18 protein-coding genes are annotated in these 21,485 nt (G+C 41.4%); 12 read left to right on the forward strand and 6 right to left on the reverse strand.

Annotated features, from left to right (window positions below):
- Positions 1-116 precede the first annotated feature (116 nt).
- The 6 genes from P8629_RS01275 to P8629_RS01300 all read left to right on the forward strand — a co-directional run bounded on the left by P8629_RS01275 (position 117) and on the right by P8629_RS01300 (position 4,968).
- Complete coding sequence (locus P8629_RS01275) at positions 117-1,376, forward strand: diguanylate cyclase (RefSeq protein WP_278163713.1); 1,260 nt, start codon at positions 117-119, stop codon at positions 1,374-1,376.
- 77 nt (positions 1,377-1,453) lie between these two features.
- Positions 1,454-1,852 (forward strand): hypothetical protein, encoded by a 399-nt coding sequence (locus P8629_RS01280; RefSeq protein ID WP_278163715.1) that lies wholly within the window; start codon positions 1,454-1,456, stop codon positions 1,850-1,852.
- A gap of 7 nt (positions 1,853-1,859) precedes the next feature.
- A complete protein-coding gene (locus tag P8629_RS01285; protein ID WP_278163716.1) occupies positions 1,860-2,489 on the forward strand; it encodes a LysE family translocator in 630 nt (209 codons plus the stop codon).
- Positions 2,490-2,562: 73 nt separating this feature from the next.
- On the forward strand, positions 2,563-3,975 hold the full coding sequence (locus P8629_RS01290; RefSeq protein WP_278163718.1) for an MBL fold metallo-hydrolase RNA specificity domain-containing protein: 1,413 nt from the start codon (positions 2,563-2,565) through the stop codon (positions 3,973-3,975).
- A gap of 24 nt (positions 3,976-3,999) precedes the next feature.
- On the forward strand, positions 4,000-4,227 hold the full coding sequence (locus tag P8629_RS01295) for a lipopolysaccharide assembly protein LapA domain-containing protein (protein ID WP_278163720.1): 228 nt from the start codon (positions 4,000-4,002) through the stop codon (positions 4,225-4,227).
- Positions 4,228-4,248: 21 nt separating this feature from the next.
- Positions 4,249-4,968, forward strand: a complete 720-nt coding sequence (locus tag P8629_RS01300; RefSeq protein ID WP_278163722.1) for a VIT1/CCC1 transporter family protein — start codon at positions 4,249-4,251, stop codon at positions 4,966-4,968.
- 37 nt (positions 4,969-5,005) lie between these two features.
- Here the strand turns inward: P8629_RS01300 and P8629_RS01305 are convergent, their stop codons facing one another.
- The 3 genes from P8629_RS01305 to P8629_RS01315 all read right to left on the reverse strand — a co-directional run bounded on the left by P8629_RS01305 (position 5,006) and on the right by P8629_RS01315 (position 10,166).
- A complete protein-coding gene (locus tag P8629_RS01305; protein WP_336618913.1) occupies positions 5,006-6,172 on the reverse strand; it encodes a DUF3095 family protein in 1,167 nt (388 codons plus the stop codon).
- Between the two features lie 56 nt (positions 6,173-6,228).
- Positions 6,229-9,108, reverse strand: a complete 2,880-nt coding sequence (locus P8629_RS01310) for a methyl-accepting chemotaxis protein (RefSeq protein ID WP_278163723.1) — start codon at positions 9,106-9,108, stop codon at positions 6,229-6,231.
- A gap of 290 nt (positions 9,109-9,398) precedes the next feature.
- Positions 9,399-10,166: an EAL domain-containing protein gene (locus P8629_RS01315; RefSeq protein WP_278163725.1), complete on the reverse strand. Its 768-nt coding sequence runs from the start codon at positions 10,164-10,166 to the stop codon at positions 9,399-9,401.
- Positions 10,167-10,339: 173 nt separating this feature from the next.
- On the opposite strand from P8629_RS01315, the gene P8629_RS01320 reads away from it, so the two are divergent.
- Positions 10,340-11,692 carry an SLC13 family permease gene (locus P8629_RS01320; RefSeq protein ID WP_278163727.1) on the forward strand — a complete coding sequence of 451 codons (1,353 nt, stop codon included), beginning with the start codon at positions 10,340-10,342 and terminating at the stop codon, positions 11,690-11,692.
- Positions 11,693-11,695: 3 nt separating this feature from the next.
- Here the strand turns inward: P8629_RS01320 and P8629_RS01325 are convergent, their stop codons facing one another.
- The gene (locus P8629_RS01325; protein ID WP_278163729.1) at positions 11,696-12,910 is read right to left on the reverse strand and encodes a cation:proton antiporter; all 1,215 of its coding nucleotides are present in this window, start codon (positions 12,908-12,910) and stop codon (positions 11,696-11,698) included.
- Positions 12,911-13,146: 236 nt separating this feature from the next.
- Here P8629_RS01325 and cynS point away from each other — a divergent pair, with 236 nt between their 5' ends.
- Together cynS and P8629_RS01335 are read left to right on the forward strand one after the other, a co-directional pair.
- Positions 13,147-13,590, forward strand: coding sequence for a cyanase (cynS, locus tag P8629_RS01330; RefSeq protein ID WP_278163730.1), 444 nt, complete (start codon positions 13,147-13,149; stop codon positions 13,588-13,590).
- Between the two features lie 148 nt (positions 13,591-13,738).
- Complete coding sequence (locus P8629_RS01335) at positions 13,739-14,383, forward strand: 2OG-Fe(II) oxygenase (RefSeq protein ID WP_278163732.1); 645 nt, start codon at positions 13,739-13,741, stop codon at positions 14,381-14,383.
- Positions 14,384-14,469: 86 nt separating this feature from the next.
- Here the strand turns inward: P8629_RS01335 and P8629_RS01340 are convergent, their stop codons facing one another.
- Together P8629_RS01340 and P8629_RS01345 are read right to left on the reverse strand one after the other, a co-directional pair.
- Positions 14,470-15,213, reverse strand: a complete 744-nt coding sequence (locus P8629_RS01340; RefSeq protein ID WP_278163734.1) for a DUF4395 domain-containing protein — start codon at positions 15,211-15,213, stop codon at positions 14,470-14,472.
- Between the two features lie 159 nt (positions 15,214-15,372).
- Positions 15,373-16,353, reverse strand: coding sequence for a homoserine kinase (locus P8629_RS01345; RefSeq protein ID WP_336618912.1), 981 nt, complete (start codon positions 16,351-16,353; stop codon positions 15,373-15,375).
- A gap of 24 nt (positions 16,354-16,377) precedes the next feature.
- Here P8629_RS01345 and polA point away from each other — a divergent pair, with 24 nt between their 5' ends.
- The 3 genes from polA to P8629_RS01360 all read left to right on the forward strand — a co-directional run bounded on the left by polA (position 16,378) and on the right by P8629_RS01360 (position 21,379).
- The gene (gene polA, locus P8629_RS01350) at positions 16,378-19,200 is read left to right on the forward strand and encodes a DNA polymerase I (RefSeq protein ID WP_278163736.1); all 2,823 of its coding nucleotides are present in this window, start codon (positions 16,378-16,380) and stop codon (positions 19,198-19,200) included.
- A gap of 79 nt (positions 19,201-19,279) precedes the next feature.
- Complete coding sequence (gene traF / locus P8629_RS01355) at positions 19,280-20,560, forward strand: conjugal transfer protein TraF (RefSeq protein ID WP_278163737.1); 1,281 nt, start codon at positions 19,280-19,282, stop codon at positions 20,558-20,560.
- Positions 20,561-20,650: 90 nt separating this feature from the next.
- Positions 20,651-21,379 carry a hypothetical protein gene (locus P8629_RS01360; RefSeq protein ID WP_278163739.1) on the forward strand — a complete coding sequence of 243 codons (729 nt, stop codon included), beginning with the start codon at positions 20,651-20,653 and terminating at the stop codon, positions 21,377-21,379.
- Positions 21,380-21,485 lie beyond the last annotated feature (106 nt).

The following is a 21,485-nucleotide window of genomic DNA, read 5'->3' on the forward strand; positions in this document are numbered from 1 at the left end:
AATATTTTACTAAGCTAAGCATATTTATGTACAATTAATGTTTATTAATGACTCTAATTTTTTCTGTAAAATTAACCACATACTGGCTAAGTACTGACAAAATGAATTTTTAAACGATGATTAAATCAACCTTTCTCAACACTAATAACCTAATGGTGATCACCGGCTTTATATTAGTGCTGTTTTTGATTTCAATTCTTGTTTTCAGTGCCAAACAATTGACCAACAACACTCTTGAAAATACTTCGCAAATCATCATCACTCAATACCAGAAACTCCATAGTCTGCTTAACTTACATATTCATGGTCAAAAACGGACCATTCAATTAGAGCGTATTTACCTGCAAGAAGACCCTTTCGAAAAAGATGCGGCTTTAATGGATTTTTACCGCGATGGTGGAAACTATATGAAGTACCGTGACCAGTTAGCGGTCTTAGTCAGTGACAACCCTGCTGAAAAAGAATGGTTAAAAGAAATGAATACGATGGCAAAGACAGCTTCTCCCATACAGGAAATCATCGCACGGCTTGGCATGGATGGAGATAGCGCTAAAGGAAGAGAGATGCTCATGAATCAGACGATTCCGCGTCTCGAACAGTTTAGTCAAAAGGTCAATGACTTTTCTTTATATCAAGCTCGGAAAATGAAAAATCTTATCGCAGACTCTAAAACCCGAGTCGATCAGTTAATGCACAATATTGCCACAGTCGCGGGGTTACTCATTTTAGTGAGTTTGGCCTTTGCCATGATGGTCACCCGTAAATTTAATCACATCAATTACCAGCTAAAAACCAGTAATGAAACCCTCGAAAAAGAAGTGCGCTCTCGGACAAAAAAACTCAGCCAAGCCAGAGAAGATCTTCTGCAAAAAAACAAAATACTGGAAGAACTCTCTACCACTGACCCTTTAACACAACTATGCAATCGTTTAAAAATCGAGCGCGTTTTAGAGTACTTACATCAAAAATACGAAGATCATCAAAAAATCTACAGTGTGATGTTGATAGATATCGATTGCTTTAAAAAAATCAATGACACTTATGGGCATACCATTGGTGATGACGTCTTAAAACAACTCTCAGATAAACTCAAACAGTCTTTTACCCAACATGGCCATATTGGACGATGGGGGGGAGAAGAATTCATCGTCATCTTAGAAAATGATTTCTTAGAACAAGCGGTAGCTGCTGCTGAAAAATTACGCCAAGAAATTGCGGAGATGCCCTTTACGCAAGTGGATAAGATTACAGTCAGTATCGGCGTCTCAACCGTTGAAACCAACCAAACCATTTCCGAACTCATTCATATGGCTGATTTAGGACTGTATGAATCCAAACATGCTGGTCGTAATCGTGTCACCGTTTATTCAAGCTGATTGTTCTTCCTGTTCAGCTCTTTTCAAAAATCAGCCAGGCCTGGCAAAATAGGCATTATCTTATAAAAAGGCAACGTATGAAAATCGTGATAAAAGCGTCGACAATATGGTGTTTAATTGTCTTAGTCGCCATTTTAAACGGCGGCATCAGAGAGTCTATACTAAATCCGATGCTTGGGAACAAATTAGCCTTACCAATCAGCGGGGTAACCTTATCGGCAATGATTTTGGCAGTCACTTATCTTTTTATTAATTGGTTTAAAGCGACAGACCCGAACACTTTTATCAAAATCGGTCTTTTTTGGGGAGTTTTAACCATCGGCTTTGAATATGGATTTGGCTATTTTGTATTACATCATTCTCTTGAAGAGATTCATCAAGTCTTCAATTTTGAACAAGGCAACTTATTCGTATTAGCCTTACTGACTTCGATCTTTTCTCCTTGGCTGGTCGCTAAAATTAAGCACTTGATTTAACATCACAATGCCTCTTGATACGCTCTTTTCTTTCATTCTAATCATGTTCTTACTGGCGCTTTCCCCCGGCCCAGATAATCTTTATGTGTTAATGCAATCCGCGCTTTATCAACCCATGTCCGGAGTTTGGGTCACGCTGGGACTCTGTACCGGCCTGCTCATTCACACAATGGCAGCCATCTTTGGGGTCACCGTTATCTTCCAAACCTCTGAAATGGCTTTCACTTTGTTAAAACTAATGGGCGCCGGGTATCTGCTGTATTTGTCTTGGAAAACCTATCAATCGAGCGCGATACACTTAAGAAAAAAGTCTGTGGCGTCTCTATCTGCGGGAAACCTATATCAACGCGGCATTTGGATGAACTTGACCAACCCCAAAGTATCGATTTTCTTTCTCGCATTGTTGCCACAGTTTATTGAAACAGGCGCCTTTTCTATCGCTCAACAAATGGCGCTGTTAGGCGGCATTGCCATTGTGGTTACACTGGTGGTCTTCAGCAGCATTGCTATTTTGGCGGGATATACCAAATACTGGCTTCAATCGGAAACGATGCAACGAAGATTACATCAAGTTGCCGCATTAATCTTTGTCCTCATTGCTCTCAAACTCATCATTAGCCTGCTAAGTGACATTTAAAAAAAGAGTTGTTTCCGCCTAATCTGCGTCATTTTATGTACAATTATTAAAACCCCGGCTTAACGATAAACCAATGGGAGATACCACTATGACACCGATTCAATCCTTTGGGGCGGCTGAAACCGTTACCGGTTCTTGTCACTTTCTACAACTCAAACAGGGGCCTCAAATTCTTGTCGACTGTGGAATGTTTCAAGGCTATGCTGAAAAACGTGCTTATGAAGACTTTGGATTTGATCCTAAAAAAGTCGATGTTTTACTGATAACCCATGCCCATTTGGACCATGTCGGGCGCATTCCAAAACTGGTCAAAGAAGGATTTAAAGGCCGTATTATAAGCCTAAGAGCGACCATTGATATCATGGAAGTGATTCTGCTAGACAGTGCTAAAATCATGCGTGAAGACTATGCCACCACCTTAAAAAAGGCGCAACGTCGCGGCGAAGAAGACAAAGTGAAGCCACCGCTATACACACTGGAAGACGTTCAATCCGTTTTTGACCTAGACATCCAATATGCCGACTATGACGAACCGGTTTCCATTGCAAAAGACGTACACGCGACTTTCCGTAATGCAGGACATATTTTAGGGTCTGCAACCATCCAGATTGATTTTAAAGAAGAAGAGCAAAGCAAAACCGTGGTCTTCTCAGGGGACTTAGGGAATGATGAAGATGTGATCATGCCACCACCCGAAGCAGTTCATCAAGCAGATGCGCTCTATATCGAATCTACCTATGGCGATCGAAATCACCGTGCATTAGAAGGCAGTATCCAAGAGTTTAAAGAGGCTGTTATTAACACCTTAATGAATCAGGGAAATGTTCTGATTCCTTCCTTCGCAGTAGAACGTTCACAAGAGATTTTGCTGTTACTTAAGCAAATGTACTATGACGATGAACTCCCGCCCTGCAAAATCTTTTTAGACTCCCCAATGGCCATCCGGGCCACGGATATTTACAATCAATATCATGACGATCTAAATGAAACCGCCAATGAGTTCATTAAAAAAGATGGTTCAGTGTTCGATTTCCCACCTTTGGAATATACTTTAAAAGGGTCAGATTCGATAAAGATTAATGATGAAGAAAGTGGCTGTATCATTATTGCGGGTAGCGGGATGTGCAATGGAGGGCGAATCCTGCATCACTTTAAGCACCGTTTGTGGAATGCTCGCAACAGTGTGATTTTTGTCGGTTACCAAGCACAAGGAACGCTGGGTCGTTTAATGGTGGATGGGGCTGAAGAAATTCGTATTTACCGAGAAAAGATCAAAGTTCGCGCTAACATGTATATGATTAATGGCTTTTCTGCCCATGCCGATCAATCTGAATTATTGAATTGGATTGGAAACTTTAACAAACTCGACAAAGTTTTCTTGATACACGGTGAAAGAGACAAACAGGAAATATTTAAAACAGCAATTGAAGAACGGTTCCATAAAACCGTTCACATTGTAGAATATGCTGAAGAAGTCTGGATTTAAACCCTGCTCAATTTAGGAGTTCATATGAAAAATGCAAAATCGATTCTATCCATCATCTTGATTACTTTGTCAGTGATTTTTTTGCTGCAGAATATGGTTACCGTCAGAATTGAGTTTCTTATCTGGAGTTTAGCGGTTCCTAGAGCATTAATGGTCGTTATTCTCATTGGTATTGGCTTTATTATTGGCTTACTGGTTTCCAATTTTTCTAACCACAGTAAACTTCCAAATCCACCCACAGACAACCCATAAAAACACTTCAAGGAAAAAACCATGGCGCACTTTACTGAAGAAATGCTGGATACCCATTTAACCGAAGAGCATTTCTCTCACCGAATGGGGTGGTTAAGAGCCGCCGTATTAGGGGCTAATGATGGCATTATTTCCGTCGTCAGTTTATTGGTGGGGGTCATTGCTTCAGGCGCTGAAAAAGAGGCCATTTTACTGGTAGCCGTGGCAGCACTTGTTGCAGGGGCGCTTTCAATGGCCGCTGGCGAATATGTATCTGTCAGTTCACAATCCGATACAGAAAAAGCCGATCTTGAAAAAGAAAAAAAGGCCTTGGAAGACGATTGGGAAACCGAACATGCCGAATTGGCTTTAATTTATCGACAACGCGGTGTCAGCGAAACGACTGCAAACCAAGTCGCAACAGAGCTCATGGAACATGATGCACTCGGTGCTCATGCCAGAGATGAACTTGGGCTGTCAGAAATTCATACCGCACGCCCTCTTCAAGCTGCCTTTGCCTCAGCTGCTTCCTTTATTTCGGGGGCTGCTGTGCCCGTTATTCTGGTTGCAATGTTGCCAATGGAAAATTTAGGGATCATTATTGCCTCCAGCTCTTTAATGCTACTCGCTGTTTTAGGGGCTATTGCGGCCAAAACCGGCGGTGCTGATATGTTGAAAGGGGCTTTAAGAATGTCAATATGGGGGTTTTTAGCGATGGCATTAACCACTTATGTCGGTCTTGTGTTTGGCGCGATGGGCTAAGTCAAAAGCCTTTCTAGACAGACTTACCGACTGAAAATTAACTGGCTTGTTGAACCTGTTTCTTTAGTTGTTTAGCGGCCATCGCATAACCGCCTTCTGCGCTGTCCACAAAATGAATGTGCTCAATACCGGTTTTGGCAACCAGACAGGTCACAACCGCTGAATGGGTTTGATGATAGCCATAGAATAAATGACCTTTTTGGTACTCTGATTCTAACCAAGATAACAACTCAGAAACCGTTTTATAAGTACCGCTCATCACGGTACGATAGGTATCATCTAATTTTAAATAGTCTGAATTCATCACTAAATCGGACTTATAGCGTCCCCAGTCAGCGCCTATCTCATGTTTGTTAAAACGCATCCAATATCGTCCCACGACATTCTGAAACAACAGTTTTACAGTCATTATCCAACGAGTTACCCAAGAAATGCCTTTGGCATTCTGAAAACTCTTTATGACTGATTCTCCTTTAAGCTTGCTGGGCTTAAACGATAAAGACAACCCTTGCTCACTTAGAGGATGATGACTCAAGACCTCACCCAATAAGTCAATCAAATGTTGATGTAGGGCTTGATATAAAACAAGGGCATCTTGTTGATTTTCAGTTCGCGCTTTCACCAACAAACTGAAGGTGACTTCCTGGGCACTTGGCACTTCATTCCAACGACACTCAAAGCCGCTAAAGTCAGCATCGGGTTCAATGGTTTTTGATAAATGATAAACCGTTTGTTGTTTTACCTTATCGTCAGCTTCCTCCATGCCTCCGCCCATGAAGAAGTACTGTGTCAAACTGGGTGTGCTTTGATAACGGCACAGAAGAATCGAGCGTGTTAAATCAGAATAAGGCACAATGCCGACACGTAAATCAAGATTCAGCCCTTTCGAGGCCATTTCTTGACACCCTTTCAACGCTTTTTCTACGGCTTCAATAAATTCGGGCGGTACACAAAAAGAGGCACCATCACCACCAAACACATAAGGAATTTTGAAGGGCTTAACTGCATTAAGCACCGCGGAAATCGTACTGCCACCGACGGTATTAATATCACGATACCGACCTTGTTGAATGGCTTGAGTGGAATTTTGCACATCAGCAATCACAACCAACCAATCTGGAAGAAGTTCGAGATAAGCATCCGGCTGAAGCGTGTCATTTAAATAGTGAACAACCGGAATCTGTTCATGAAAACTCAGTGTTATTTCCTTTTAAACATTGATTCATTAGCAAACTCCCTTCCAGGCCTGGCGATAATTAATTACTTTATTTTAAAAGCATTTACTGCCTCTGTCAGTTCTTCAGCGGAACGACTCATTGATTCAGTTGTTGCGGTGGTTTCTTCAACTAAAGCGGCATTTTGCTGTGTCACCCCATCTATGGTTGTAATCGCTTTATTGATCTCATCAATACCATGCGACTGTTCTGTAGAAGCGCGGGTCACATTTTCTACCAGCTCTCTTACTTTAAGCGTCTCGCTGGTAATATTATTAAGTGATTGTGCCACTTCCTCTACTTGGTTGGCACCAATTGCAATTGCTTCAGAAGTGTTCTCCACCAGTTTACCAATTTGTTTAGCTGCATCAGCAGACTTTCCGGCTAAATTTCTAACTTCTCCCGCGACTACAGCAAATCCACGACCATGATCTCCTGCTCGTGCCGCTTCTACAGCAGCATTTAAGGCCAATAAATTGGTTTGGAAAGCAATAGAATCAATCATGGTGGTAATTTCTTTGATCTGGTTAGAAGCCTGTTCAATGCTTTCCATTGAAGTTTGGGTGTCTACCATCACTTTATTCGCATCCGTTAACAGCCCACTTTGATTTTCCGTAATTCGATTCACTTCCTGTGTGTGATCCAAGTTACCACGCGTCTGAGCGGCTGTCTGCTCCATTGCTGACGATGTTTCTTCTAAAGAAGCTGCCTGTTCTTGAGTTCGGCTATTCAAACTTTGTGTGCCTTCACTCACTGTACTCACATCCAAAGACAACTGATTGGTGATTTCTAAAATTCTAGATAATGCGACATTCAGTCCAGACATCGATTCGTTAATGGCTTGCTTTGCTTCTCCAATTTTATATTCATAAGCTGTTTCAATCGGCTGAGTTAAATCGCCTTTTGCCAAACGCTGTGCGGCGCTGATTACATCACTGAAACCAGTATCCAGTTGTTTTAAGGTTGTGTTTAATGTTTCTATTAAACGTTTAACATCACCCTCTGCAGCAACATCAACTAACTCATCAAATTTTCCTTTCGCAGCCAATTCCATCACTCGAGAAATGTCCGAAAAAATCACATTCAAATCATGCATGGCACTGAGACAGTCCTCTACCACTGCTGCGTAAGCGCCTTGTAGACACGCATCAGACTGAGCATCAAAATGACCCGTTTTCAAATCATTCATCACATCCGCAATGGCAGCAAAAGTATCTTTCAAACTCTGTGACGTTTCATTCATACGATCTTTTAATAACCCGTAATCTGATTCAAACGGGAATGTCACCTGATGATCTAAACGACCAGCCACAATTTCTTCCATGGCGGTATTGATTTCCGAAATGGCTATCTGAGATAACATGGCCTGTTGGTTATAGGCATAACCCAGTTTTGCAATTTCATCTTCTCCATAACTGGACAAGCGCGCGAACAAGTCAGAATTTTTAACAGCTGTCTGCATCGTTTTTTCGGCTTTCCGTAATGGGCGAATAACAACATACTGCAGAATAATCATTAATAGGATGGTGACGATAATGAAAGTAATTAAAATAGCCGTGGTTGTATCTTCTGCTGCTTTGTAACGATTGTTTAATGTGTTAATGAACTTATTGATTGTTTGAGACGCAATGATATATCCCATGACCTTTTGTTGTTCATCTTGCAACGGCAACGCAATATGCAAATACTTATCGTCCAGAATATGACCCTTATTCAATAAAGTTTGGCTGGACATGTTTTGTAAATCTTTGATCAGCTGACGCCCTCTTTCCGTTTCATAATGCTTTTTAGACGATAAAACTAACTTATCATCATTAAATACAGCTGGAAACTTAGCCACTTCTTGGTTTCTTTTCGTTAAATACGATTTTTTAACGGCCGTGATAAATACGATATTTTTGGATAGTAGAGCTTTATGAATAGAACCTAACCCTTGTATTAAGATAGCAGAGCCTAAATATTGGTTATTCGCGTCATAAATTGGAATATGGTTTTTAAGTGTTAAAGCCATTTTTCCAATGGAATAAGTTCTTTGCAATCCTGGTGACTTGTTCTGATGAGCAACATCTATCCGCCAAGAAACATCAAACTGTTTATGCTTTTTTACCCAGCTTCGATAAAAAGACATGCCATCTTTATCCACTAACTGCAGCTTTACACCTTTATTGTTACTGTTCTTGGCAAAATAAGCGTCTAAGCCCCCTAGCATAGCATCCAGCCTTGACATATCTTTTTGCGCAAAAGCATCAGCAAAACCTGGCATTTTTGCAATACCGGCTAAAGCTGCCTCACCAATATCCAACTTATTATTAAAATAAGTATCAACCATATCTTGCACATTACCAGACTGGTCACTGATTACTTCATTAAAGATAAAGTCTTTCTGTTGATTTTCATAGATATAAGCCAATGACAACAAAACGATTGCCGTCAAGGTAACGGCTGCTAATACTTTTTGAACAATATTTAACTTATCTAAACGAAACCATTTACTGAAACGATGACTACTACAATTAACAACTTCACCTTTAATAAGCGTTTTTTTACCTTTCCCAATCTCTTGATAGGTTTTTTCGAGTTCTGCAATACGATCCTCTTGCAGAACTAATCGCTTAATTGATGTATAGCCTTGATATTGTCCAGCCTTCATAATGGGCTGAATTCGGATATCTACCCAGAAAGTTTCACCGTTTTTCTTCTTTTCTTTAATTGCTAAACTAACAGCCCTTCCGTGAGAAACATCTACATCAATACTCTTTTGGACGATTTCCGGTGTTTCATCGACATGTAATACGCTGGTAGATTTTCCCAATAATTCTTCTGACTGATAGCCCAACCAGTCTGAATATTCATTATTGATAAAATTAATTCGATTCTGCTTATCGACTTTGACAATGAATCTTAGGTTGATTTTATTACCTACCATCTAACTTGTTCCTTAAATTTTCTTCGTTGAAGTTTAATGAAACGGCATATTATTGATTAACAACACAAGCCAAATTTGCTCTAAGCCTTATTTACAGGCCATTTAGGAAGGGCACTATAATGCGGTAAATTACTAAAAGCAATCACTTTAAAAATTACTACTATGCTAATAAGTTATCTAAGCACCTGACAAAATAGATATGCGTAAATACTAAGGATATTAATAGTTAGAAAATAAGAAAGGTTACTTATGTTATTAAGCAATTGCTTTTTAACGATTTTTAGAAAACATCAGTCTAACGATGAAAAATCGACTTCTGGTAACGACTCAAACCCCGGTTTGGCAAAGAAAAAACCTTGCATTAATGGCACGCCAAGATCTTTAAAATAGTTTACCTCTTCAATCCGCTCTATTCCTTCCGCCAATACCGTGACATTGAGATCATTGCACATCTGAATTAAATTTTTTGTAATGGCTTGCTTAACCGGACTTTGATCAACATTTTGAACCAATTCCATGTCGATTTTTAAAATATTCGGTACAAAGCTGGCCAACATGTTCAGGCCGGCGTGGCCCGCTCCAAAATCGTCTAAAGCCGTGGTAAAACCTTGGGATTGATAATATTCAAAAATATTCGTTAAATGGGCTCGGTCAACCACCTGCTCTGATTCAGTGATTTCAAACATGATCTTCTCTAAAGGAAAATGATGCTCTTTAGCCGCCTTTAACGTACTTTGAATACAATGTTTCGGCTCATAAACCGCATTCGGTAAAAAATTAATACTCAACATTTTGTCCAGCTTCAATCGACTGGCGAGCGCAATGGCCGTCGTTCGACATGCCTGATCAAAAGCATAACGATTATCATCGTTTACTCTCTTTAAAACACTCCATGCCGTCTTCTCTTCAATGCCGCGAACCAAGGCTTCATACCCCCATATTTCCTGATCAAAAATATGAATAATCGGCTGAAATGCGAAGGTAAACTCAAACCCTAATGGGGCATGGCACTGAAAACACCCAGACTGGGATTTTTCTACTGGAAAATGGGTCGTCATAAAAATAAGCTCTATTGATGGTTAAAATCATTATAGAGAAAGATTACAGCCATTGCACTGATGCTAAATTTCACTTCATTTTGCTCTCTCTCTAGGAAAAGACATTAAACCATGAATAAAATGCTTTTAATTTGATTAGAATCTTACCAAGAAGAGGCCTAAAAGGAATGAGCATGACGAATACAAAACAAACAACCACTGGGTTATTCATTGCCATCTTGGCGGGGGTCATTGTATGGGGCCTTTTGAGTGCTTTATTGCCTTTTCAGCAAGCCGCTCTGCTTGGGCTAGTGACATTTATGGTGATTTTATGGAGTAATGAAACGCTGCCTTTAGGCTGGGTCGCCTTGTTTCCGATTGTCGCCTTTCCCATGTTCGGCATTGCAGACACCAATACTGTAGCGCCCAATTATGCCAAGTCGATCATCTTCTTGTTTTTAGGCGGTTTCATGCTGGCGATTGCGGTTGAAAAAACGGGCCTGCATAAAGTCATTTCCAATAAAATGCTGGCGATTTTTCCCAACACGGCACGCGGCATGATTTTCGCCTTAGCCATCACATCGGGTACCTTAAGCGCTTTTTTATCCAACACCACCACCACTTTATTACTCATTCCGCTGGCAATTTTCTTATCGGAAGATATGAAGCTCAAAGTCCGGTTTGCTTTAGCCATTGCTTACGGGGCCAGTATCGGCGGCATTATCACACCCATCGGTACTCCCCCGAATCTCATTTTATTTGGTATCTTTGAAGAACACCAGATCGCCAGTATTCCATTTGTGCAATGGATTACGTTAGTTCTGCCATTGGCACTGATGATGTTTTGTGTGGTGGGTTGGGTGCTCTCACTGGGAACCGATAATCAACCCATTCCAACGAAAGAAGACAGCAAAAGTTTGTCTTCCAACCAGAAAAAGGTCAGTTTTGCTCTCATGACTTTAGTCGGACTACTGCTCATTAACTCTCCAATTGAACCTTATTACAGTGGATTAGGGTTAAGCGAAAAGGGGATCTTATTGGGATTCGGGTTGATGATGTTTTTGCCCCCTTTCAATATCTTAAACTGGGATGACTCTCATAAAATTCCTTATGAAATCATTTTCTTATTCGGCGCCGGATTCGCCATCGCCAATGCCTTTACCGATACCGGGTTAGCGGATCAATTAGCAGCTTGGTTACAGACCGCAACGAGCTTGCCTCCGCTACTACTATTAGTCTTGATTGCGGCCACTGTTACCTTTTCAACCGAAATCACCAGCAACACCGCCCTAATTTCCATGGTGCTTCCGGTGATTTATGCCGTTACCGAACAAAATGGACTGGATAGCCGGCTTTTCATGATGGTGGCCACCATCTGCGCGAGTTATGCCTTTATGTTGCCTATTGCCACACCGCCTAACGCTATCGCCATGAGTAGTGGTGCCGTCACCGTTAAAATCATGGCGCGCTATGGCATTATCTTTAACTTTTTAGGCATTCTGCTGGTGACCTTAACCGCGACAGTCTATTGGCAGGCTTTCTTATAACATTTAAGATTTGGAATCGAAGTCCAATTCAGTTTGTCTGGCCGATTCACCCGACTTGATTAACAGCCAGCGCGTCGCGATTGGACCTGCCAGCTCAAAGACAATCGTAGCACTTAAAATAACGGCCAAAATGGATCCCTTTAAATGTGGAAATTGTTGAATGGCTAATAGCGCCATCCCGATCGGCACCCCGGCATGGGGCAACATAGCGAATCCCATCCAAGCATATTGTTTTTGATCACATCTCGCCCATTTGGCGCCGATGTAGGATCCAAAAATCCGTCCTAAAATTCGAAAAGCAACATACCCGACGCCCATATAGCCAATCGTATACAAGGCTGATAAATCCAATGAAGCCCCCGCCAGCAGGAAAAATAAAATTAATAACGGCCACTCAAACATTTCCAGTTCATCAAAGGGGCGATGGCGATGACGGGTTGAGAAATTTGCCACCACGGTGCCCATCATCATCGCGGATAAAATATAAGACACCCCGATCATTTCAGCCAGGCCTGCACACAATAACACCAACCCCAACACCTCTGCTTGGGATGACTTTCCAGGATAGAGATGACTATTTAAGAAGGCCATCGGAAAGCCTAAAATACCTCCTAACAACAAAGCACCAAACACTTCCCAAAGGCCGTTATTCATCGCATCTAGACTATGGCCGTTCCCGCCCACAATCGTCGCCATTACCAACAAGAAGCTGAACAGCAACATGCCCCAGGCATCGTCAATCGCCACCACCCCCAGTAGCGTATCGGTAAAGGGTCCTTTTGCATCAATTTCACGCGTCACATCAATCACCGGTGCAGGGGCTGTCGCAGGGGCAATTCCCGCCAAGATTAATGCCATCTCAATCGGCACACCCAGCAACCATAAGCCGAAAAACATCAATGTCGCTGTCATCAACATCACACTGATGGAAATTCCGATAATCGGCCGCCCCATGGTGGTTAGCTTTTCACGCGTTAAATTCTGCCCAAGTAAAAACCCAATCATCGCTAAAGCGATGTCCGTCAGAAGCGGAAACCAATCATAGGCAAATGTAGGTAACCAATCCAAAGTACCGGGACCAATCAAAAACCCGGTAAAAATTAATAGAGTCACTCGTGGTAAAGGCGTATGCCGTCCTAATAGGTCAGCGGTCAACCCAATCAGGAATAGACCACCAAAAGTGAGTAAGATGCTGGGAATAAGGTCGGGATGTGTCATAGATTTTATTTTATCGCCTTATGAGCAGAAAGCGAATTTATCTAAGGCGTTATTTCTTGCTTATGATTAATTATGTATTTTTGAATGACGCACCAAAAAACAACAAAATGTTGCACCTTTTTAATAAAACAAAAACAAAAATAACAATATTAGTAATAAAATCAATAATATAAAAAATGGCACACGCTTTGCAATACCCTCAATGATTTTCATTAACCTCGTTGGAGATAAAGACTATGATGTCAAAAGTAGAAATGACGGAAGCGATTATTTTGGCAAAGGCCGAAAAGTCTGTTGGATGGTGTGATATCGCCGCAGCTGCGGGATTAAGTGAAGTCTATACCACCTCTGCCTGCATGGGAATGAACCACTTGAAAGCCGAACCCGCAGCAAAAGTATGTGCTTTATTAGGGTTAGGCAGTGAAGTGGAAACGGCTTTACAAGACTTCCCGCATAAATCATGGGACAAATTGGTGCCAACCGATCCTTTGATTTATCGTTTGTACGAAATTGTCGGTGTGTATGGTCCGACCATGAAAGAATTGATTCACGAAAAATTCGGAGATGGCATCATGAGTGCCATTGATTTTTCTATGGACATCGATAAAGAAGAAAACCCAGCGGGTGATCGCGTCGTGGTCACGATGAATGGAAAATTCTTACCTTACAAGGCTTGGTAACCTTTAGATAACCGTTGCTGGGCAACTACACATTCAACGCCCAGCATCTTTGCCAGACCTATAATCTACTTCCCTCCCACATCCATAATTTTAATTGCTAAAAGAATCACTTAAGCGCATAATTCGCTTCTTTATATGAGGTGTAATAATGGCACTTAAATTAACCGATTCAATCATGGATCAGCTATTAGATGCATTGGTTGAAAAAGGCTGGTTTGAATGGCCGCATGCCGTGACGGATGAACTTTGTCAACAATTGTTGACTGAAGCTGAACATCATGACGACCAAGGCAATCTGCAACGTGCGGGTATCGGTCGCGGAGATGTGCATCAACTCAATACCGACATCCGTCGCGATCAAATCAAATGGTTAGACGGCGCTTCGGCCTCGCAGCAAACTTATTTCAAACAAATGGCTGAGCTGCAGTACCAGCTGAACAGAGCCTTGTTTCTTGGGTTGTTTGAATATGAAAGCCACTTTGCGGTCTATAAAGCCGGCGCTTTCTATAAAAAACACCTAGATAGCTTTCGTGGGCGCGCCAACCGAATGGTTACCACGGTGCTTTATCTAAATCCGGGCTGGCAGACGGGTTGGGGGGGTGAGTTGGTTATTTATAATGAAGACTCTTCTGAAAAACTGGCCACCGTGACACCGGAGCTAGGCAAACTGGTGGTATTTATGAGCGAACAGATTCCACATGAAGTGCTTCCAACCCTGCAAGCCCGTATCAGTATTGCTGGCTGGTTCCACTGTAATAACAGCATCGCCGGACAGATTGATCCAGCGAAATAGCTATATTTTTAAAATGATAAGATTCAAATAAAAAAACCGCCAGGCCTGGCGGTTTTTAACGAGAGCAAAAGTTTTTTAAGACTACTTTACTTTTCAGCGTCTTCTTTGGCTTTACGTTCTTCATTACGGTGGGCAATTTCATCCCAATCGATATTGTTACATTCCAAACATTCTTCTTTGAAAATGCCTAACTTCACCATCAATGCATGGACTTGGCAACCGACACAAAAACCTAAAATCGCTTCCAACCACATAAAGCCCAAACAAATCCATACCAACACTAACGGAATCCAGTCCGGCATATAATTTTCAGTTGTCGGAAGTAATTTACTGCCAAATAAGGTGTTGACCCAGTTCGCAAACACATCTGGATTAAAGAAAATCAAACACACCGTAATAAAGGTGGCACCAATGGTCCAGGCAAACCGTTTAGGAACCAAGGGCTTCCAGTTTGGCTTATCTTTTTTAGCGAGCAAGGTGGCGATATAAATGGTCGGCGATAGACGAGAAGTCGTCACAAACATACCGGCAATCATTTCAAACAGCCCGTAAAACAATACCCAGGTCTGGATAGTATAATCATATGCTCGTTGGGTGGCTTGTACTTGGTAAATGGTGTGCCAATTCCAATCGGTTTCCATCGTATCGATCATGGTCGTGTTTTGTAGCACATTCCAGGTTGGTCCAAACACCACGTCAATTAAGGTAAACGTCATATAAATCGGAATAATCAATAACATGCCGGCACGGATTTTCACGGCATTATCATTGATAAAAGTTGTTTCTTCTTTGGGATCACGAAACCAAAGATTCCTCAGTAAGTTCTGCATAGAACCCCCTTTTTTTCTTATCGTCATTGGGAAGTTAAGAATAAGATATTATTAAGTGCTTATATTTTTGTTACATCAATATAACAATACAGACCGAGAAATGTTTAAAAAGTTGCTGTTTTTTCTATAGAAATTTTTAATTAAGAGATTAGTTTTGTCTTAATGACGATGAGAAATTAATAGGTTTTTGAACACATTTGGATCTTTGATTTGTGTCATTTCACCTTCTCTAGGCATGTGCTTGTCTTTCAAACGAGAGAGGAAAAAACGTAGGGCTCCCATTCTCAGGGCAGCTTGCCAAGCGTGATGCTCTTGCTCTGTTAAAGAACGAACTGATTCATAGGCCTTTAATACTGCATGAACTTTTTCTTCACTGAGGCTTAAATCCGGTAAACGGCACCAATCATTCACCATTACCGCCAAGTCGTACAGCATGGTTGAGTTACAGGCATAATAAAGGTCAATAATGCCAGACAATTCATTCCCATTAAATAAGGCGTTATCACAGAATAAATCGGCATGGATGACACTGCTCGGAAGGTGCGACCAATCAATGTTGTTTTGATATTTGATTTCGGATTCGATTAACGCGGTTTCATCTTCAGGTAAAAAGTTTTTAATTTCTTGAAAGGTATTTTTCATCCAATGTAAGTCGCGATCATTGGCACGAAACTGGTCATAGTCTTGGCCTGCCAAATGAAATTTAGCCAGATTTTCGGCCATGACTTCACACTGCGTTTGCGTCGGGTGATCGACGCCAGAACCGGTTAAACGCTCGACCAATGCGGCAGGTTTCCCTTTAAGTTCTTTCAAATAAGAACCGTTTAAGGTCGGTTTCGGGTGAGCGGTCGGGATTTGATGTTCGGCCATAAAAGCCATGATATCGAGAAAATACGGTAACTCATCAAAATCATGATGTTCAAAAATCGTCAGAACAAATCGACCAACTGTCGTATCGACAAAATAATTAGTATTTTCAATGCCTGCGCTAATGCCTTCAAATGCGACCAGTGAGCCTTGATCGAAATCCGCTAAAAAGGCTTCTAACTCCGCTTGATTCACAACAGTATAAACAGACATCCCAAACCGTCCTAAGAAAAGGTTAAAATTACGACTTAATAAACGGCGATATTTTAGCATAATCCTTTAGAGGCAAAGCATTCAATGACTCAAATCCTTCCTGAATTCAATCCAGACAGTCCTTTTATCTTAGTTGACGGTTCGTCTTATCTGTTCCGGGCGTTCCATGCCATGCCGCCCCTCACCAACTCGAAAGGACATGCCACTGGGGCAATTTTCGGTGTCATCAATATGATTGGAAAGTTGTTGGAACAATATCAGCCTGAACGCATTGCCGTAGTATTCGATGCCAAAGGGAAGAATTTTCGTCATGAAATGTATGAAGATTACAAGGCACATCGCCCGCCAATGCCGGACGAGCTCCGCATTCAAATTGAGCCGATACATGAAATCATCAAAGCCTTAGGCATTCCTTTGTTGGTGATTGATGGCGTGGAAGCAGATGACGTCATGGGAACGCTGGCAAATCAGGCAACTCAAGCGAAAATGGATGCATTACTGTCAACCGGTGATAAGGATATGGCCCAATTGGTAAATGAACACATCACTCTTGTTAACACCATGAATGATACGTTGATGACGCCCGACAGTGTGTTTGAAAAGTTCCACGTGAAACCGGAACAGATTATTGATTATCTCGCTTTGATGGGCGATAGCAGTGATAACATTCCCGGCATTCCCAAGTGTGGGCCTAAAACGGCGGCAAAATGGATTGCAGAATATGGCTCCATTGAGAATTTGATGAACCATGCGGATGAGATTAAAGGCAAAATTGGTGAAAACCTACGTGCCAATTTAGAGCAACTCAAACTGTCTCAGCAGCTAACCACCATCCGCTTGGATTGTGATTTACCGATTGCTTTAAATGATATCAAACGTCATGAAGCAGATATGAATGCACTCGAAGCGCTGTTTTCTGAATATGACTTACGCAACTGGTTGACCCGCGTCTTAAAAGGCGATTTACCTTTCAGTAAAAGCAGTGGTCGCAAAGCACATTCCGAAACCGTGACCAATGGTCAATCCAAAAAAGCACCCAACCCAGCTTCAACCACTGACACGCCTGAAATCACATCCGAGCCTTATGAAACCATTCTCGACTGGACGACTTTCGATGCGTGGCTCAAAAAACTTGAAGCAGCAAACGTTTTTGCCATTGATACCGAAACCACCTCTTTAAGCACGATGGAAGCAAAAATTGTTGGTGTCAGCTTTGCCTATGCTGAAAAAAATGACCAGGCCTGGCAGAATTTTGCAGCTTATGTGCCTCTGACTCACGACTATGAGGGTGCGCCTGAACAACTCCCAATTGACGATGTACTCGCAAAGTTGAAACCACTTCTGGAAGATCCGACCATCAAGAAAATCGGCCAAAACTTTAAATATGATTGGCATATCTTTAAAAACGCCGACATTGAAGTGCAAGGCATCACCTATGACACTATGTTGGAATCTTACTGTTTCAACAGTGTCGCAACCCGTCACAATATGGATGACTTAGCGTTGACGTATCTCAACCACAGCACCATTCACTTTAAAGACATTGCTGGCACAGGCAAAAAACAAAAAACCTTTAATCAGATTGAACTGGAAACCGCCTCGCCTTATGCCTCAGAGGATGCGGATATTACATTACAATTGCATCAAACACTGCTGCCGAAATTGCAAGCTGAACCAACTTTAAATAAGGTCTTTGAAGAAATTGAAATGCCTTTATTGCCTGTGTTAGCAAAAATGGAACGCAATGGCGTTTTGATTGATCGTCAAATGCTGGCAGACCAGTCTTATGAACTGGGACAAAAACTCACTGATTTGGAGCAAAAAGCGCATTTAATCGCCGGCACGCCATTTAATTTAAATTCTTCCAAACAACTACAAGAAGTGCTGTTTGAACGTTTAGAACTTCCCATTGTGAAAAAGACCCCTAAAGGTCAACCTTCAACGGCAGAACCGGTGTTGGTGCAATTGGCTGAAGACGGTCATGAAATGCCAAACTTGATTCTGGAATATCGCAGTTTGGCAAAACTGAAGTCCACTTATACCGACTCTTTACCGAAACAAATCAATGAGCACACAGGGCGTGTGCATACCTCTTACCAACAGGCGATAGCCTCAACCGGGCGTCTATCTTCAACAGAACCCAATCTACAAAATATTCCAATTCGAAGCGCCGAGGGTCGACGTATCCGCCAAGCGTTTATCGCTCAACCCGGTTATCGTTTGATGGCGGCCGATTACTCGCAAATTGAATTGCGTATCATGGCACATCTATCGGGCGATGCCAGCTTATTAAAAGCCTTTTCCGAAGGCAAAGACATCCACCAGGCGACAGCGGCCGAAATTTTTAATATGCCGCTAGAAGAGGTTACCTCCGAACAACGCCGCAGTGCTAAAGCCGTCAATTTCGGATTGATTTATGGCATGTCAGCCTTTGGGTTGGCAAAACAACTTAATATCAGCCGAGGGTTAGCCCAAGAATATATCAACTTGTATTTTGCTCGTTATCCGGGGGTGGCGGAGTATATGGAATCCACCAAAGAAAACGCCAAGCAAACCGGCTATGTTGAAACGTTAATGGGGCGTCGACTCTATTTACCCGATATTAATGCCAAAAATGGTCAATTAAGACAATATGCAGAAAGAACCGCCATTAATGCGCCAATGCAAGGCACCGCAGCAGACATCATCAAAACGGCCATGGTAAAAATGCAACAATGGCTTGATCAAACCTCATGTGATATTAAAATGTTAATGCAAGTGCACGATGAATTGGTTTTTGAAGTGGCTGAAGCCGATATGGATCAGGCTAGAAAAGAAATCAAATCCATTATGGAAGCGGCTTTAAAGCTAGATGTGCCCTTAATTGTTGAAATTGGTGATGGCCTAAATTGGGATGAAGCCCATTAATAAATTTCATGTGTTTAATTGCGTATTTTGCTAAACTTTAACTAACAAAACTTTAAAACCACGATCAATGGAGTTCCTTATGAAAAAAAAACAACTTGTCAGTGCAATTATTGCTCTTAGTGTTTCAGGTTTAACCTATGCCGCACCAAGCTCTTACTCTCCGATTGGAACCAATATCGGCTACGGTGACAGTTCTAACCCAAATTCTTTATATAATTCTCTTGCAAATCCAGCCAACAATGCTATGAATGCTGCAGACACCGAAGGATATCGTGTCGGATTAGGGGCAACCCTTCAAACACAGCTCAAAATCGAAGGCCTTGAAGGATCTAAAGACTTTTTGGACAATCGCATCAAACCTATTTTAGATAAAAGAACTTACACTCTAACTAATGCCACCAACCTTCAAAATGAAACCAATAGCTTTTTAACAACCTACAACCAAGGTAGCTTCAGTACAATTTCTGGCGTAACCATCCCATTGATTATCAAACACGAAGCGATGGGAGGGGGTATTTCTTTTGACTATACCCAACAGGTTGCAGGGAAAGGAAGATTGATCAAAAAAAACAATGTAACCGCCTATAACAATGGTGGTAATCTTGCAATTAATAGTGGTGATGCCGCATTTGGTGTTGACTATAAACAACTGAACGAATTCGCATTAGGTTATGGTTTTGATATCACAAAATCCGATGCCGGGGCTTTGTCTTTAGGAATCACCGCTCGCTATTTAAACCTACTGTCTAATACCAAAATTGTCGATTTTAGCCAAATAGCAAATGACAACTTAGGCAACAACACAAAAGATACCACCAGCTACATCAATGACATTGATTCAGGAAAATCTGACAGTAACTACACGGCAGATATCGGTATTAACTGGACAAGTAAAACTTTCATGGTTGGCCTGACAGGTATGAACTTAACCTCTCCAAAGTTTGATGTTAACAATAAATCCAATGCTACTGCGACAACTGACTTCGCAAATCAAATTAATTCTAAATTTGAATTAAAATCTCAATATCGCGTTATGGCACAATGGTTTACACTTGACCGAAACTGGACGTTGGCAGGATCTTATGACTTAAATAAAGCAAACGATCTAAACAATGAAGATGTTCAATGGTGGACAGTAGGCGCAAGCTATGCAACCAACTCTGCTTGGTATATTCCAGATGTCCGCTTCGGTTTAAGAGGAAATTTAGTCGGTTCTAAATACACCTATGCTAATGCCGGATTGACTTTAGGGTTCTTAACATTGGATGTATCTACAACTACTTTGGACTTCAAAGGCGTGTCTGACAAACAAAAAAATGCAGGTGTAATGGCTGCTGCAGGTGTCGAGTTTGATTTTTAATCAACCCTGACAAATATACTTTAAAACAAACGACCCCCTTTTCATCATGATTAGGGGGTTTTTGTCTCTCAATAAACAAAGGAAAAGATCATGCTAAAAAAACTCTGTTTTATTGGATTTATTTTTCCTGCGCTAACTTTTGCAGGGACAAATAACATTGATTATTTACACTTTGAAAGTCAATCTCAATTTAAAGAATTTGCCAAAGACCTTACCGGTGCGTTATCGGTAAAAACTTTGGAGCCAGCTGAACCGTTAGGACTTGCAGGGTTCGATATCGGGCTTTCTTATAATTTATCTCAATTAAAATATAATCATATGGATCGTGTTTCAGATAATGGTAAATCCTCTTTAGACACTTTTACCATTCATGCGGTTAAAGGGTTACCTTTTGGGGTCGATTTTGGGATCAATTACAGCAAATCGCCTGGTAGCAATATAGAAACTTGGGGTGGAAAGGTCAGCTATGCCTTAATTGAAGGCGGCGCGATGTACCCAGCGATTGGGATCAGTGGTAATTACGCTCAAACCAGCGGCATCGATGCTTTAAAGTTTAATAGTTATGGGGCAGAAGTTGGTATTTCAAAAGGGTTTGCAAACTTTACGCCTTATGCCGCTGTAGGCATGGTCAATGGTGAAACCAAACCGGAAGAAATCAACATCGGTTTAGCTGGTCCGAATCTAAAAAATGAATCGGTTTCCATGGCGAAGTTTGCCGTTGGGGTGAACATTAATTTACTGTTAATGGATGTTCTCGTAGGTTATAACCAAATTGGGGAAGTGGGTACTTATTCCTTAAAAGCCGGTTACCGTTTTTAGTCTAACTCATTAATCTTTAACCTCATAGATTCAACAAGCAAGTGCAACACCTAGGAATAGAAAAAGGTTAGCTAATGAGCTACCTTTTCAGTTCCCCAACCTAAAG

The organism is Hydrogenovibrio sp. 3SP14C1, from assembly GCF_029625905.1.
In the GTDB taxonomy this organism is placed as follows: domain Bacteria; phylum Pseudomonadota; class Gammaproteobacteria; order Thiomicrospirales; family Thiomicrospiraceae; genus Hydrogenovibrio.

Excerpts from the sequence above, each read along its gene's own strand:
- P8629_RS01275 (WP_278163713.1), top strand. The coding sequence starts at position 117 with ATGATTAAATCAACCTTTCTCAACACTAATAACCTAATGGTGATCACC.
- P8629_RS01280 (WP_278163715.1), top strand. The coding sequence starts at position 1,454 with ATGAAAATCGTGATAAAAGCGTCGACAATATGGTGTTTAATTGTCTTA.
- P8629_RS01285 (WP_278163716.1), top strand. The coding sequence starts at position 1,860 with ATGCCTCTTGATACGCTCTTTTCTTTCATTCTAATCATGTTCTTACTG.
- P8629_RS01290 (WP_278163718.1), top strand. The coding sequence starts at position 2,563 with ATGGGAGATACCACTATGACACCGATTCAATCCTTTGGGGCGGCTGAA.
- P8629_RS01295 (WP_278163720.1), top strand. The coding sequence starts at position 4,000 with ATGAAAAATGCAAAATCGATTCTATCCATCATCTTGATTACTTTGTCA.
- P8629_RS01300 (WP_278163722.1), top strand. The coding sequence starts at position 4,249 with ATGGCGCACTTTACTGAAGAAATGCTGGATACCCATTTAACCGAAGAG.
- P8629_RS01310 (WP_278163723.1), bottom strand. The coding sequence starts at position 9,108 with ATGGTAGGTAATAAAATCAACCTAAGATTCATTGTCAAAGTCGATAAG.
- P8629_RS01315 (WP_278163725.1), bottom strand. The coding sequence starts at position 10,166 with ATGACGACCCATTTTCCAGTAGAAAAATCCCAGTCTGGGTGTTTTCAG.
- P8629_RS01320 (WP_278163727.1), top strand. The coding sequence starts at position 10,340 with ATGACGAATACAAAACAAACAACCACTGGGTTATTCATTGCCATCTTG.
- P8629_RS01325 (WP_278163729.1), bottom strand. The coding sequence starts at position 12,910 with ATGACACATCCCGACCTTATTCCCAGCATCTTACTCACTTTTGGTGGT.
- cynS (WP_278163730.1), top strand. The coding sequence starts at position 13,147 with ATGATGTCAAAAGTAGAAATGACGGAAGCGATTATTTTGGCAAAGGCC.
- P8629_RS01335 (WP_278163732.1), top strand. The coding sequence starts at position 13,739 with ATGGCACTTAAATTAACCGATTCAATCATGGATCAGCTATTAGATGCA.
- P8629_RS01340 (WP_278163734.1), bottom strand. The coding sequence starts at position 15,213 with ATGCAGAACTTACTGAGGAATCTTTGGTTTCGTGATCCCAAAGAAGAA.
- P8629_RS01345 (WP_336618912.1), bottom strand. The coding sequence starts at position 16,353 with ATGCTAAAATATCGCCGTTTATTAAGTCGTAATTTTAACCTTTTCTTA.
- polA (WP_278163736.1), top strand. The coding sequence starts at position 16,378 with ATGACTCAAATCCTTCCTGAATTCAATCCAGACAGTCCTTTTATCTTA.
- traF (WP_278163737.1), top strand. The coding sequence starts at position 19,280 with ATGAAAAAAAAACAACTTGTCAGTGCAATTATTGCTCTTAGTGTTTCA.
- P8629_RS01360 (WP_278163739.1), top strand. The coding sequence starts at position 20,651 with ATGCTAAAAAAACTCTGTTTTATTGGATTTATTTTTCCTGCGCTAACT.